Below are 14,029 nucleotides of genomic sequence, written 5' to 3'. Positions count from 1 at the left end.
TCATGGCACGATAGAGGAATGACGACGCTCGACACCTCCGTGCCCTCCGTCCCCGCCACCTCCCGCCGCCCCGACAGCCTGCTCGACGACCTGCGCTCGGGCACCCCGTGGGCGCTGGTCCTGGGCGGCCAGGGCGGCGCCTGGCTGGAGCCGCTGGCCGACCTCGTGCGCGACTTCGCGCTCGAGGCCGAGATCGCCGACCTCGCCCGCCGCGCCGAGCGGCTCGTCGGCCCGGTCGCGACCGAGCTGGCGCGCGTCGGCGTGCCGTTCGACCCGGTCGCGTGGGTCGACGTGCTGGCGGTGGGGGAGTCCGCCGAGGACGACGACGCCCCGGGCCTGCCCACCGACGTCACCGCGCCCGCCGCCTCCGTGCCGGGCATCGTCCTGGCCCAGCTGGCCGGACTCCACGCGCTCTCGCGCCAGGGCCTCGACGTCGCGGCGTACCCGCCGGTCGCCGTGGCCGGCCACTCGCAGGGCGTCCTCGCCGCCGAGGCGCTCGCGGGCGTCCCCGAGGTCGAGGTGCTCGCGCTCGCCCGCCTCATCGGCGCGGCCGCGCAGCTCGTCGGCCGCCGCCGCGGCCTGCTCGGCCAGACCATGGTGTCGGTCTCGAACGTCGTCCCCGAGCGAGTCGCCGAGATCGTCGAGGGCACCGGAGCCGTGTGCCGCATCCGCAACGGCCGCCGCGCGGTCGTCCTGTCCGGCCCCGAGTCGGCGCTGGCCGCGGCCACGCAGCGCCTCGAGGCCGTCGCCGCCGAGGAGAAGGACCTGCGCGAGCGCAAGGTCACCGGCGGCGCCCCGTTCTCGCCCGTCCTGGAGCCCGTCGAGTCGGCGCTGGCCTTCCACCACCCGGACCTCGCCGAGGCCGCCGACCTCGTCGCCGACTGGGCCGCCCGCATCGGCATCGACCCCGACCACGCGCGCCGCATGACCGAGCGCGCCATCGTCGACCCCGTCGACTGGGTCGAGTCGGTCACCGGCACGCTCGACGCCGGCGCCCGCTGGGTGCTGGACCTCGGCCCCGGCGACCTCGCCTCGCGGCTGTCCGCCGCCGAGACGCGCGTGCGCGGTGTCGGCATCGTCGCGCCCACCACGCGTCGCGGCCACCGCGAGCTGACGATCACCGGCGCGCGTCCCGTGCCGCCCGTCGCGTGGTCGACCTTCGCGCCGCGCCTGGCGACGCTGCCCGACGGCACGACCGCCGTCGAGACCCGCTTCACCCGGGCCACCGGCAAGTCGCCCATCCTGCTCGCGGGCATGACGCCCACCACCGTCGACGCCCCGATCGTCGCGGCGGCGGCGAACGCCGGCTTCTGGGCCGAGCTCGCCGGCGGCGGCCAGGTCACCGAGGAGATCTTCGAGGCGCGCATCGCCGAGCTCGGCACGCTGCTCGACGAGGGCGCGACGTTCCAGTTCAACTCGCTGTTCCTCGACCCGTACCTGTGGCGCCTGCAGCTGGGCCAGAACCGCCTCGTCCAGCGCGCCCGTGCCGCCGGCGCGCCGATCGACGCCGTCATCGTCACGGCCGGCATCCCCGAGCTCGACGAGGCCGTCGCCCTCGTCGACGAGCTCACCGAGGCCGGCATCGAGCACGTCGTGTTCAAGCCCGGCACCGTCCGCCAGATCCGCGAGGTCCTCGCGATCGCCAAGCAGGTCGACCGCACCGTCATCGTGCAGGTCGAGGGCGGCCGCGCCGGCGGCCACCACTCGTGGGAGGACCTCGACGACCTGATCCTGGCCACGTACGCCGAGCTGCGCACCCAGCCGAACGTCGTGCTGTGCGTCGGCGGCGGCATCGGCACGCCCGACGCCGCGGCCGCGTGGTTGACCGGCACGTGGGCCCAGCGCCACGGCTTCCCCGACATGCCCGTCGACGGCATCCTCGTCGGCACAGCCGCCATGGCCACGCTCGAGGCGACCACCGCGCCCGATGTGAAGCGCCTCCTTGTCGAGACCCGCGGCACGGGCGCCTGGGTGGGCGCCGGCACCGCCAAGAACGGCATGGCCTCGGGCCGCAGCCAGCTCGGCGCCGACATCCACGAGATCGACAACACCGCCTCGCGCACGGGCCGCCTCCTCGACGAGGTCGCCGGCGACGCCGAGGCCGTGGCCGCCCGCCGCGACGAGATCGTCGAGGCGCTCGACCGCACCGCCAAGCCCTACTTCGGCGACGTCGCCACCATGACGTACGCCCAGTGGCTGCGCCGCTTCGTCGAGCTGTCCGGCACCGCGGCCGACGGCTCGGCCGCGTGGCTCGACGTGTCGCTGCGCGACCGCTTCCACGCGATGCTCCAGCGCGCCGAGGCCCGCCTCGCCGAGCAGGACCGCGGCGAGGTCCAGACGCTGTTCCCGGCGTCCGCCGACGTCGAGGACGGCCTCGCCGCCCTCGACCGCCTGCTCGCCGCGTACGCCGACGCCGACACCGTGACGCTGCACCCCGCCGACGAGGCCTTCTTCGTCGAGGTCTGCCGCCGTCCCGGCAAGCCGGTCAACTTCGTGCCGGTCATCGACGCCGACGTCCGCCGCTGGTGGCGCTCGGACTCGCTGTGGCAGGCGCACGACCCGCGGTACACGGCCGACCAGGTCTGCGTCATCCCCGGCACCGCGAGCGTCGCGGGCATCACGCGCGTCGACGAGCCGGTCGCCGAGCTGCTGCAGCGCTTCGAGGACGCCGCGATCGACGCTCTCCTGGCCTCGGGCCGCGCGCCCCAGCGCGTCCCCGGCCGTCGCCGTGAGGGCGACGCCCAGCTGGCGGCTCCGCTCGCGCTCGTCCTGGCCTCGCCGGACGTCTCGTGGGCCGGCCGCACGGTCCGCAACCCCGTCCACCGCCTCGGCGACGACTGGGTCCTGACCGGCAACACGAGCGCCGAGCAGGCCGCCACGGGCGCCCGCCTCGCGGTCGCCGGCGACGACGCCGTCGACCTCGTCGTGCCGCTCGGCGGGAGCCGCAGCCTGACGCTGCGCCTCGACCTGCCGGCCTCGACCTCGCGCGGCCACGCGCCGGTCGTGAGCGCCGAGTCGGCCGAGTCCGCCATGGGCCAGATCGTGTCGGGCGCCGTCGCCGGCGACCTGCCCGAGGTCGGCCAGGGCGTCGCGCGCCTCGACGTCGCGTGGGACCCGGACCTGGCCGCCGACCACGCCGCCGTGAGCGGGGGACCGCTCGTGCTCGGCCGTCACCGCGTGCCCGACGTGCTGGTCGGCCTCGCCTGGCCGGCCGTCTTCGCCGTCATCGGCGCCGCCCGCACGGACGACGGCACGCCCGTCGTCGAGGGCATGCTCGACCTGGTCCACCTCGACCACGCGATCACGACCGACTGCCTTCCGGCCGAGCGCACGGACCTGCCGGTCAGCGCGTCGCTCGTCGCCGTCGAGGACACCGCGTACGGCCGGGTCGTGACCGTCGACGTGACGGTCGGCGACGTCGCCACGATGCGCGAGCGGTTCGCGATCCGCGGCCGCACGGGCGAGGGCACGCTGCCCGATCCCGCGCGCGCCGGCGGCGCGCTGGCCGACGCCCCGGTCAAGGACACGCCGCGCCGCACCCGCGCCCGCGTCACCCTGACGGCGCCCTCGGACCTCGGCGCGTTCGCCGCGGTCACGGGCGACCACAACCCGATCCACACGAGCGTCGCCGCCGCCCGCCTCGCCGGGCTGGGCGAGCCCATCGTCCACGGCATGTGGACCTCGGCCGCCGCGCAGCACGCCGTCACGACCGAGACCGGACGCCGCATCGCGGGCTGGACCACGCGCTTCATGGCGCCCGTCCGCCCGGGCGCCGAGGTCGAGGTCCGCGCGGACCGGGTCGGCCTCAGCGACGGCCGCGAGGTGCTGGACGTGATCGTCCGCGCCGAGGGCGAGGTCGTCATGGCGGCCTCCGCGCTGCTCGACGCACCGCGCACCGCCTACGCGTTCCCGGGCCAGGGCATCCAGAGCCAGGGCATGGGCATGGCCGGCTACCAGCGCTGCCCCGCGGCGCGCGAGGTCTGGGACCGCGCCGACAAGCACACCCGCAAGGCTCTCGGCTTCTCGATCCTGACGGTCGTGCGCGACAACCCGACCGAGCTCACGGTCCGCGGCGTCACGCACCACCACCCGGACGGCGTGCTGTACCTGACGCAGTTCACCCAGGTCGCGATGGCGGTGCTCGGCGCCGCGCAGATGGCCGAGCTGCGCGAGGGCGGCGCGTTCGTCGACGGCGCCGTGCTGGCCGGCCACTCGGTCGGCGAGTACAACGCGCTCGCCGCGGTCTCGGGCGTCATCAGCCTCGAGGCGGTCGTGGAGGTCGTGTTCCAGCGCGGCTCGGTCATGCACACGCTCGTCCCGCGCGACGAGAAGGGCCGCAGCGACTACCGCCTCGCCGCCATCCGTCCCTCGCAGATCGGCCTGGCCGACGACGAGGTCAAGGACTACGTCGAGGGCGTCGGCGAGCAGGCCGGCGAGTTCCTGCAGATCGTCAACTACAACCAGCGCGGCTCGCAGTACGCGATCGCCGGCACTGTCCGGGGCCTCGAGGCGCTGGAGAAGGACGTCGCGGAGCGTCGCGCCCGCTTCGGCGGCAAGGCCGCGTTCATCCTCGTGCCCGGCATCGACGTGCCGTTCCACAGCCGCGTCCTGCACGGCGGCGTGCCGGACTTCCGGCACAAGCTGCAGGACCTGCTGCCTCCCACGATCGACCCGTCGATCCTCGAGGGCCGCTACGTGCCGAACCTCGTGCCGCGGCCGTTCAGCCTCGACGAGGACTTCGTCCGCGAGGTCGAGGAGTACGTGGGCGTCACGATCCCGCGCTCGGAGGACCCGGGCGTCCTGTGCCGCGACCTGCTGATCGAGCTGCTCGCGTGGCAGTTCGCGAGCCCGGTCCGGTGGATCGAGACGCAGGACCTCATGTTCACCCCGGTCGAGCAGGGCGGGCTGGGCGTCGAGCGCTTCATCGAGGTCGGCGTCGGCTCGGCCCCGACGGTCGCCAACCTCGCGGCCGGCACGCTCAAGCTGCCCGGCTACCCGACGGTCGAGGTCCTCAACGTCGAGCGTGACGCGGCCGCGGTCTACGGCACGGACGAGGACCCGGCCCCCGTCGAGGACGAGGCGCCGGCGGAGTCCACGCCGTCCGAGGCGAGCGCCGCGCCGGCGCAGGCCGCCCCCGCGGCGGCCTCGGGCCCGGCCTCCCAGACGGCCGCCGACCTGCCGTTCACGGCCGCCGACGCCACGAAGGTGCTCATCGCGTGGTGGACGAAGCTGCGCCCGGACCAGCTCGGTGCCGCCGACTCGATCGAGTCGCTCACCGACGGTGCGTCGAGCCGACGCAACCAGCTGCTGATCGACCTGGGCGGGGAGCTCTCGCTCGGCGCGATCGACGGCGCCGCCGAGGCGGACCTGACGACCCTCGGCCACCAGGTCGACGCGCTCGCGCGGACCTACAAGCCGCTCGGCCCCGTGCTGGGCGAGGCGCTGGGCGACCACCTCAAGAAGGTGCTCGGCCCGACGGGTCGCAAGCAGTCCGCGGTGGCCGAGCGCGTCACGGGCACGTGGCAGCTCGGCGCGGGCTGGGCGACGCACGTCCTGACCGAGCTGGCGATGGTCACCCGCGAGGGCCAGAGCGTCCGCGGCGGCGCCTTCGGCGACGTGACGATCGCGTCGGCGGGTGACGTCGACGCGGCGATCGACGCCGCCGTCCAGTCCGTGGCCGCGCGCCACGGCGTGACCGTGCAGATGCCGTCGGGCGGTGGTGGTGAGGGAGCCACGATCGACGCGGCCGCGCTGGGCGAGTTCACGGCGGCCATCACCGGTCGCGACGGCGTGCTGGCCTCGGCCGCGCGCCTCGTGCTGGAGCACCTCGACCTCGTGGACGTGCCGGTCACGGCCGAGCCCGACGAGCAGGCGGCCGCGGTCGTCGCTCGCGTCGAGGCCGAGCTGGGCACCGACTGGGTCAAGGCCACCGCTCCGGCGTTCGACGCCGAGCACGCGGTCGTCCTCGACGACCGCTGGGCCTCGGCCCGTGAGGACCTGGCGCGCCTGGCGCACGGCGACGACGTGACGGGCTCCTTCGTGGGCACCGGCGAGGTCGTCGCGAAGCAGGCCGAGCACTGGCTCGAGCGCACCCGCGACGAGCGGTTCGCCCGCATCGCCGCGGAGGCGCGCGACACCACGCGCGGCGCGTTCGCGGACGAGGTCGCGGTCGTGACCGGCGCGGCCGACGGCTCGATCGCCGGCTCCGTCGTGGGCGGCCTGCTCGCCGGCGGCGCGACGGTCGTGGCCACCACGTCGTCGCTCGCCCCGCGCAAGCTGGCCTTCTTCAAGGACCTCTACCGACGCACCGCCCGCGGTGGTGCCGTGCTGTGGGTCGTCCCGGCGAACCTGGCGTCCTTCGCGGACGTCGACGCGCTCGTCGAGTGGATCGGGTCGGAGCAGTCGCGCACCGCCGCCGGCGTCACCACAGTGACGAAGCCCGCGCTCACGCCGACGCTGCTCGTGCCGTTCGCGGCCGGACGCGTCATGGGCGACGCGACGGACGCCGGACCGCGCGCCGAGATCGAGATGCGCATCCTGCTGTGGTCGGTCGAGCGCCTCGTCGGCGCCCTGTCCGAGTCGGTCACGGACCGCGACCTCGACGCCCGCCTGCACGTGCTGCTGCCGGGCTCGCCCAACCGCGGCATGTTCGGTGGCGACGGCGCCTACGGCGAGGCCAAGGCCGCGCTCGACGCCCTCGTCACGAAGTGGGGCTCGGAGCGGCGCTGGGCCGACAAGGTCACGCTGGCCCACGCCATCATCGGCTGGGTCCGCGGCACGGGCCTCATGGGCGGCAACGACCCGCTGGTCGAGGCCGTCGAGGCGGCGGGCGTCCGCACGTGGTCGCCCGACGAGATGGCGGCGGCGCTGCTGGAGGCCTGCACCCGCGAGGCGCGCGAGCGCGCCACGACCGGGCCGCTCACGCTCGACCTGACCGGCGGCCTCGGTGACGCCGACCTGGACATGAAGGCCCTCGCCGGCCAGGTGACGCTCGAGAAGGCCGACGCCTCCGCGAGTGACACGGTGACCATCCCGGCGCTGCCGGCCCCGCCGTCGCGCCTCGACCGCGTCGAGACGCCGCACTGGGCGCCCGTCACGGCGCGGCCCGAGGACCTCGTGGTCATCGTCGGCGCCGGCGAGCTCGGCCCCTACGGCTCGGCGCGCACGCGCTTCGAGATGGAGGTCGAGGACCGCCTCTCCGCCGCGGGCGTGCTCGAGCTGGCCTGGACCACCGGGCTGCTCAGCTGGGACGCGACGAACCGCGGCTGGTACGACACGGCCTCGGGCGAGGCGGTCGACGAGGCCGACATCGCGGACCGCTACGAGGACGCCGTGCGCGAGCGCATCGGCGTGCGCCGCTACGCCGACGACGGCGACATGGTCGACAACAGCGCCCCGCTGCTCGCGTCGGTCTACCTCGACCAGGACCTGACGTTCGCCGTGTCGGGCGAGTCGGAGGCGCAGGCCATGCGCGACGCCGACCCCGAGCACACCGTGATCGCGCAGGACGCCGAGGGGGAGTGGACCGTGACCCGCAAGGCGGGCACGCAGGTCCGCGTCCCGCGGAAGATGAAGCTGACCCGCACGGTCGGCGGCCAGATCCCGACGGGCTTCGACCCGACGGCGTGGGGCGTGCCGGCGGAGATGGTCGAGGCGGTCGACCGCGTGGCCCTGTGGAACCTGGTCTGCACCGTGGACGCGTTCCTGTCGTCGGGCTTCACCCCGGCCGAGCTGATGCGCTGGGTCCACCCGACCCTCGTGGCCAACACGCAGGGCACGGGCATGGGCGGCATGACGTCGATGCACTCGCTGTACATCGACACGCTGCTGGGCGAGGCCAAGGCGAACGACATCCTGCAGGAGGCGCTGCCGAACGTCATCGCGGCGCACGTCGTGCAGTCCTACGTCGGCAGCTACGGCGCGATGGTCCACCCCGTCGCGGCGTGCGCGACGACGGCCGTCTCGGTCGAGGAGGGCGTCGACAAGATCCGCCTCAACAAGGCCGAGTTCGTCGTCGCCGGCGGCTTCGACGACCTCTCGGTCGAGGGCATCGTGGGCTTCGGCGACATGTCGGCCACGGCGGACTCCGCCGCGATGGCCGCCAAGGGCATCGAGGACCGGTACTTCAGCCGGGCCAACGACCGCCGCTACGGCGGGTTCGTGGAGTCGCAGGGCGGTGGCACGATCCTGCTCGCCCGCGGCGACCTCGCCGCCCGCATGGGCCTTCCGGTCCTGGGCGTCGTGGCCTACGCGGCCTCGTTCGCGGACGGCGTCCACACGTCGATCCCGGCGCCGGGCCTCGGTGCCCTCGCGGCGGGTCGCGGCGGTCGCGAGTCGCAGCTGGCGACGTCGCTGGCAGCCCTGGGCGTCGGCGCGGACGACATCGGCGTGCTGTCCAAGCACGACACGTCGACCGGCGTGAACGAGCGCAACGAGTCCGAGCTGCACGAGCGCCTCGCCGGCGCGCTGGGCCGCTCGGAGGGCAACCCGCTGTACGTCATGAGCCAGAAGACGCTGACCGGTCACGCCAAGGGCGGCGCCGCCGCCTTCCAGCTGATCGGCCTGTGCCAGGTGCTGGAGGCGGGCGTCGTCCCGCCGAACCGCAGCCTGGACTGCGTCATGGACGACCTGGCCGAGCACGAGCACCTCGTGTGGCTGCGCCGCCCGCTGCGCACGGGACCGCTCAAGGCGGGCCTGCTGACCAGCCTCGGCTTCGGTCACGTCGCGGGCCTGATCGCGGTGGTCCACCCGCAGGCGTTCGTCGAGTCGCTGCCCGCCGACCAGCGGGACGCGTACCTCGAGGCGGCCCAGCGTCGCCGGATCGAGGGCCGCACGCGCCTCGTCGACGCGATGTACGGCGGCGACGCCCTGTACCGTCGCCCGGCCGGACGTCGCCTCGGTGACGCCGGAGCGCGCGAGCGCGAGGCGTCGCTGCTGCTGGACCCGCAGGCCCGGCTCGGCGAGGACGGGATCTACGCGTGCCGGTGATCGGCACGGGGATCGACCTCGTGGACGTGCCCGGATTCGCTCAGGAGTTGCAGCGACCGGGCACCCGCGCCGGCAGCGTCTTCACCGCTGCCGAGCGCAGCGACGCCCGGAGCCCCGCAGCAGGCTCCGGGCGTCGCACCGCGGAGCGGGAGATGGCCTCCCTCGCCGCCCGGTGGGCGGCGAAGGAGGCGTTCATCAAGGCCTGGTCCGAGTCCCTGTGGGGCGAGCCGCCCGTCATGGACGAGCACGTGCACGGCCTCATCGAGGTCGTGCAGGACGCGTGGGGCCGCCCGCGCATCCGCCTGCACGGCGAGGTCGCCAAGCGCCTCGAGGGCGTGACGGTGCACGTGAGCCTGAGCCACGACGGCGACGCCGCCATCGCCATGGTGACGCTCTCGCGCGACTGACGGTTTCCCCGGTTAAGTAGGAAAGCCCTCACCTCGCGAGGTTTGCGAACCACGCTCAGTGACAGGAAACCTCGTGAAGTCGGCTCGAGGCTCGGGTCGAGCCGCCGTGGCGCGCGGTCCTTGGCCTCACGGGCGAACGGGTACCACTGGACGAGGAGAACCCTCACTTCGCGAGGTTTGCGAACCACGCTCAGCGACAGGAAGCCTACTTAACCGGGGAAACCGTCAGGTGGCGCCGGCCTCGGCGGCCAGCAGGTAGGAGGCCAGCAGCCGCTTGAGCTCGATGATCGACTCGGCGTGCTCCTGCTGGTCGCGGACCGAGAAGTTGAGCATCGAGAAGGCCATGTGCACGAGCACCTCGGCCATGATCTTGCGCCGGTCGCGCGGGGTGCCCGGCGTCAGCGGCGCGAGCACGTGGGCCACGCGGGCGGCCAGCTCGCGCTCGGTGACCTCGGCGGTGGCGCGGGTGACCGGCGTGGACTGCACGGCGTACCAGACCGCGCTGCGGGAGGGATCGTTGATCCACAGCTGCGCCATGTGGTCGATCAGCCGGTCCAGCAGGACCAGCCAGTCCAGCGTGGGCAGCTCGGCCGCCAGCTTGTCCAGCTCCGAGGAGATGGCCACGGCGTTCTGGCGGTCGAGCTCGCACACGATGACGTACTTGTTCGCGAAGAACTGGTAGAGCGTGCCGATCGGCAGGCCGGCGCGGCGTGCGACCTCCTCGCACGTGAACGATTCGAAGCCGAGCTCGAGCAACACGTCCCGCGAGACCTGCAGCAGGTGGTCGAACTTGACCTTGCTGCGCTCTTGCGTCGGCCGCTTGCGCGGTTGGAGGATCTGGGCCGTCACGCGCGACACCCTACCGTTCGTTACTTGGAAGTAGCGTCCAATCCATGCTGGACGAGAGGATCGATCATCGCGCCGATGCCCTCGAACCCGGCGCCGAGCGTCTTGCCCTGCGTGTGCCGGAAGTGGATGCCCTCCAGGATCACGGCCAGCTTGAAGTACGCCAGGCCCAGGTGGAAGCCCAGCTCGCTGACGTCGCGACCCGACTGCATGGCGTAGCGCTCGACCACGTCGTCCGGCGGCAGGTACCCCGCCGCGAGAGGCGCGTCGGTGACCTGCGCGGAGGCGCCGGGACCGGCCGCGAGGGCGAGGTTCTGGTACGCCAGCATGATCGCCACGTCGGTGAGCGGGTCGCCGAGCGTGCTCATCTCCCAGTCCAGCACCGTGGTGATCCGGTCGCCGTCCGCCGTGTCGACCAGCACGTTGTCGAGGCGGTAGTCGCCGTGGACGATCGTGCCGTCGCCGGACTCGGGCACGGACGAGGCCAGCCGGTCGGCCAGCTCGTCGATGCCGTCGATCTCCCTCGAGCGCGAGGCGTCGAGCTGCTTCTTCCAGCGGCGGACCTGCCGCTCGAGGTAGCTGTCGGGACGGCCGAAGTCGGCCAGGCCGACCGCGGCGTAGTCCACGGCGTGCAGCTCGGCGAGCGTGTCGACGAGGCGCTCGGTGATCGTGCGGACGCGCTCCGCGCCGAGCGGCTCGAGGTCGGCCGCCCGCTGGAAGGCGGTGCCCGACATGCGCTCCATGACGTAGAACGGCGCGCCGATGACCGAGTCGTCGGGGCACGTGGCGATCATGCGCGGCACGGGCACGGACGTGCCGGCCAGCGCCGCCATGACGCGGTGCTCGCGGCCCATGTCGTGCGCCGTCGCCAGCACGTGCCCCAGCGGGGGACGGCGGACGATGACGTCCCGCTCGCCGTTGGTGACGGCGTACGTCAGGTTCGACTTGCCGCCCGTGATCAGCGTGGCGCTGAGGTCCCCGGGCAGCTCCCCGGGAACCTCAGCGTCGAGCCACGCACGCAGCGCATCGAGGTCGAGCCCCGGCACGCTCTCGTCCGAAGAGGTCACGTCAGTCCTTCGGTCCGCCGGCGACGTAGATGACCTGGCCGGAGACGAAGCCCGCACCCTCGGAGCACAGGAACGCCGCCGTGTTGGCGATGTCCTCGGGCTGGCCGACGCGCTGGACCGGGATCTCCTTCGCGGCGTACTCGATGAAGTCGTCGAACGGGACGCCGATGCGCTCCGCCGTGGCGGCGGTCATGTCGGTCTGGATGAAGCCGGGAGCGATCGCGTTGGCGGTGACGCCGTACTTGCCCAGCTCGATCGCGAGGGTCTTGGTGAAGCCCTGCAGGCCGGCCTTGGCGGCGGAGTAGTTCGCCTGGCCGCGGTTGCCCAGCGCCGAGGTGCTCGAGAGGTTCACGACGCGGCCGTACTTGGCCTCGGTCATGTACTTCTGGACGGCCTTGGTCATCAGGAACGAGCCCTTGAGGTGGACGTTCATGACCGTGTCCCAGTCGTCCGTCGTCATCTTGAACAGCAGGTTGTCGCGGATGACGCCGGCGTTGTTGACGAGCACGGTCGGGGCGCCCAGCTCCTCGGCGACCTTCGTCACGGCGGCCTCGACGGCCTCGGCGTCGGCCACGTTGGCGCCGACCGCGAGGGCCTGCCCGCCGGCGGCGGTGATCTCGTCGACGACCTTCTGGCACGCGGCCTCGTCGAGGTCCAGCACGGCGACCTTGAAGCCGTCGGAGGCGAACTTCTTCGCGATGCCGGCGCCGATGCCGCGGGCGGCTCCGGTGATGATGGCGGTACGGGATTCGGACACGGGGTCTCCTTGAAGTGTCTAAGCGCTTGCTTAGTTGTCACCGTAGCGCACGCCCCGACGGTGCGGAAGGTCACATCGAGAACACGCGTCGCTAAGATGAGGGATTCCTCAGGTTTGGTCTACAGTTGAGGAATGCCTCACGTTTCTGACGACCGCCCGATGACGGCCACCGACACCGTGGCCGGCCCGCGCGAGCACCTCGACGAGCGCCGCCGCACCCGGTTCACCCGCGTCGCACCGCGCGGCGCCCGCGTGCACACCGCCCGCGAGCGCGCCGAGCTGCTGCTGGACGAGGGCACGTTCCACGAGCTGGCGCCGATGCGCGCGACGCAGCCCGGTGCGGGCAGCGGCGTGGTCGCCGGCTGGGGCCTGGTCGACGGTCGCCCCGTCGTCGTCGCCAGCCACGACGCCGCCATCGCCTCGGGCGCGATCGGGGCGGTCATGGCCGACGCGATCTGCCGCGCGCAGCGGTTCGCGATCGACAAGGGCTTCCCGATCGTCTACCTCAACGACTCCGGCGGCGCCCGCGTGCCCGACGGCATCCTGGCGCTGCACGGCTGCGGCCAGATCTTCGCCCTGAACGTCGAGGCCCAGGACCGCATCCCGCAGATCTCGGTCATCCTGGGCCCGTGCGCGGGCGCCGCGGCCTACTCGCCCGCGCTGACCGACTGGACGATCATGGTCAAGGGTCACGGGCACATGTTCCTGACCGGCCCGGACATCGTCCGCGCCGCGACGGGCGAGGACGCCACCGCGGACGAGATCGGCGGTTCGGGCATGCACACCCGCACGAGCGGCGTGGCCCACCTCGAGGTCGACACCGAGCTCGAGGCGCTGCAGTCCACGCGTCACCTGCTGTCCTACCTGCCGACCCACAGCGACGCCCCGCTGCCGACGTCCGACCCGGTCCCGGTGAACGCCGGCTCGGCGCAGGCGCTGCCGACGGTCGTGCCCGAGAAGGCCAGCGTCATCTTCGACATGCACGCCGTGATCGACGGCATCCTCGACAACGGCGCCCGCCTGGAGCTCATGCCCGAGCACGCCGGCAGCGCCGTGACGCTGTTCGGCCGCATCGAGGGCCGCCCGGTCGGCGTCGTCGCGAACCAGCCCGCCGTGCGCGGCGGCATCCTCGACTCCAAGACGTCGGTCAAGATCGCTCGCTTCGTCGAGTTCTGCGGCCGCTTCGGCATCCCGATCGTCACGCTCGTCGACGTGCCCGGCTTCCTGCCCGGCACCGTCGAGGAGGGCCGCGGCATCATCACGCACGGCGCGAAGGTGCTCAAGGCCTACGTCAACGCCAAGAAGTCGCTGCGCCTGACCGTGGTCGTGCGCAAGGCGTACGGCGGCGCGTACATCGCCATGGGCTCGACCTCGCTCGGCGCCGACGCGGCGTGGGCGTGGTCCCACGCCGAGATCGCCGTCATGGGCCCGGGCGGCGCCGTCGGCCTGCTGCACCGTCGCGCGCTCGCCGCCGCCGAGGACCCGGCCGCCCTGCGCGACGAGCTCGCGGCCGAGTACCGCGAGAACGTCGCCCGTCCCTACGTCGCGGCCGAGGCCGGGATCATCGAGGACGTCATCCACCCCGAGGAGACCCGCGACCGGCTCGTCTCCGCCATGCGACTGCTGGAGCACCGATGATCGACGCGAAGGCCGAGATCGTCGGCAACGTCTGGAAGATCGTCGCTCGCGAGGGCGACCAGGTGGGTCCGGGCGACCCGCTCGTCATCCTCGAGACCATGAAGATGGAGATCCCCGTCGTCGCGCCGGCGCACGGACACGTGTCGAGCATCCTCGTGACCGAGGGCCAGATCGTCCAGGAGGGCGACGCCGTCGTCGAGATCGACGACACTCTCGGCGCCTGAGGCTCCTCCGGCGCAGGCGGCAGGTGCGGTGGTTTCGATACGCGGCTCGTTCCTCGCCAGCTACTCAACCACCGGGTTCGCCCCCGGTGATCGAGTGCCGGG

Annotated in this window: 7 protein-coding genes; 4 read left to right on the top strand and 3 right to left on the bottom strand. The window is 73.4% G+C overall.

The annotated features are described in order from the left end of the window. Nucleotides 1-18: 18 nt before the first annotated feature. Both AB3M81_RS14460 and acpS read left to right on the top strand, forming a co-directional pair. On the top strand, nucleotides 19-8,988 hold the full coding sequence (locus AB3M81_RS14460) for a fatty acid synthase subunit beta domain-containing protein (RefSeq protein ID WP_412904620.1): 8,970 nt from the start codon (nucleotides 19-21) through the stop codon (nucleotides 8,986-8,988). After that, entirely contained in the window at nucleotides 8,979-9,395 is a 417-nt protein-coding gene (gene acpS, locus AB3M81_RS14455; RefSeq protein ID WP_412904619.1) for a holo-ACP synthase AcpS, read from the top strand. The genes AB3M81_RS14460 and acpS overlap by 10 nt, the downstream gene beginning before the upstream one ends. Nucleotides 9,396-9,620: 225 nt before the next feature. On the opposite strand, the gene AB3M81_RS14450 is transcribed toward acpS, so the two are convergent. Genes AB3M81_RS14450 through fabG form a run of 3 tightly spaced genes read right to left on the bottom strand, consistent with a single transcriptional unit; the run spans nucleotide 9,621 to nucleotide 12,065 of the window. Continuing rightward, nucleotides 9,621-10,244, bottom strand: a complete 624-nt coding sequence (locus tag AB3M81_RS14450) for a TetR/AcrR family transcriptional regulator (protein ID WP_412904618.1) — start codon at nucleotides 10,242-10,244, stop codon at nucleotides 9,621-9,623. Nucleotides 10,245-10,264: 20 nt separating this feature from the next. After that, entirely contained in the window at nucleotides 10,265-11,308 is a 1,044-nt protein-coding gene (locus AB3M81_RS14445; RefSeq protein ID WP_412904617.1) for a phosphotransferase family protein, read from the bottom strand. A 1-nt stretch (nucleotide 11,309) separates the two neighbouring features. Then, a complete protein-coding gene (gene fabG, locus AB3M81_RS14440; RefSeq protein WP_412904616.1) occupies nucleotides 11,310-12,065 on the bottom strand; it encodes a 3-oxoacyl-ACP reductase FabG in 756 nt (251 codons plus the stop codon). A 132-nt stretch (nucleotides 12,066-12,197) separates the two neighbouring features. On the opposite strand from fabG, the gene AB3M81_RS14435 reads away from it, so the two are divergent. Both AB3M81_RS14435 and AB3M81_RS14430 read left to right on the top strand, forming a co-directional pair. Continuing rightward, nucleotides 12,198-13,703 carry an acyl-CoA carboxylase subunit beta gene (locus tag AB3M81_RS14435; protein ID WP_412904615.1) on the top strand — a complete coding sequence of 502 codons (1,506 nt, stop codon included), beginning with the start codon at nucleotides 12,198-12,200 and terminating at the stop codon, nucleotides 13,701-13,703. Then, the gene (locus tag AB3M81_RS14430; RefSeq protein WP_412904614.1) at nucleotides 13,700-13,927 is read left to right on the top strand and encodes a biotin/lipoyl-binding carrier protein; all 228 of its coding nucleotides are present in this window, start codon (nucleotides 13,700-13,702) and stop codon (nucleotides 13,925-13,927) included. Before AB3M81_RS14435 ends, AB3M81_RS14430 begins: the two co-directional genes overlap by 4 nt. The last annotated feature ends 102 nt before the right edge of the window (nucleotides 13,928-14,029 follow it).

Origin of the sequence: Aeromicrobium jepli, from assembly GCF_047246605.1 — a bacterium.
GTDB lineage: Bacteria > Actinomycetota > Actinomycetes > Propionibacteriales > Nocardioidaceae > Aeromicrobium.
This window is presented reverse-complemented; position numbering and strand designations above follow the sequence as displayed.

Coding starts and splice junctions, on each gene's coding strand:
- AB3M81_RS14460 (WP_412904620.1), top strand. CDS start 19: ATGACGACGCTCGACACCTCCGTGCCCTCCGTCCCCGCCACCTCCCGC.
- AB3M81_RS14430 (WP_412904614.1), top strand. CDS start 13,700: ATGATCGACGCGAAGGCCGAGATCGTCGGCAACGTCTGGAAGATCGTC.
- AB3M81_RS14435 (WP_412904615.1), top strand. CDS start 12,198: ATGCCTCACGTTTCTGACGACCGCCCGATGACGGCCACCGACACCGTG.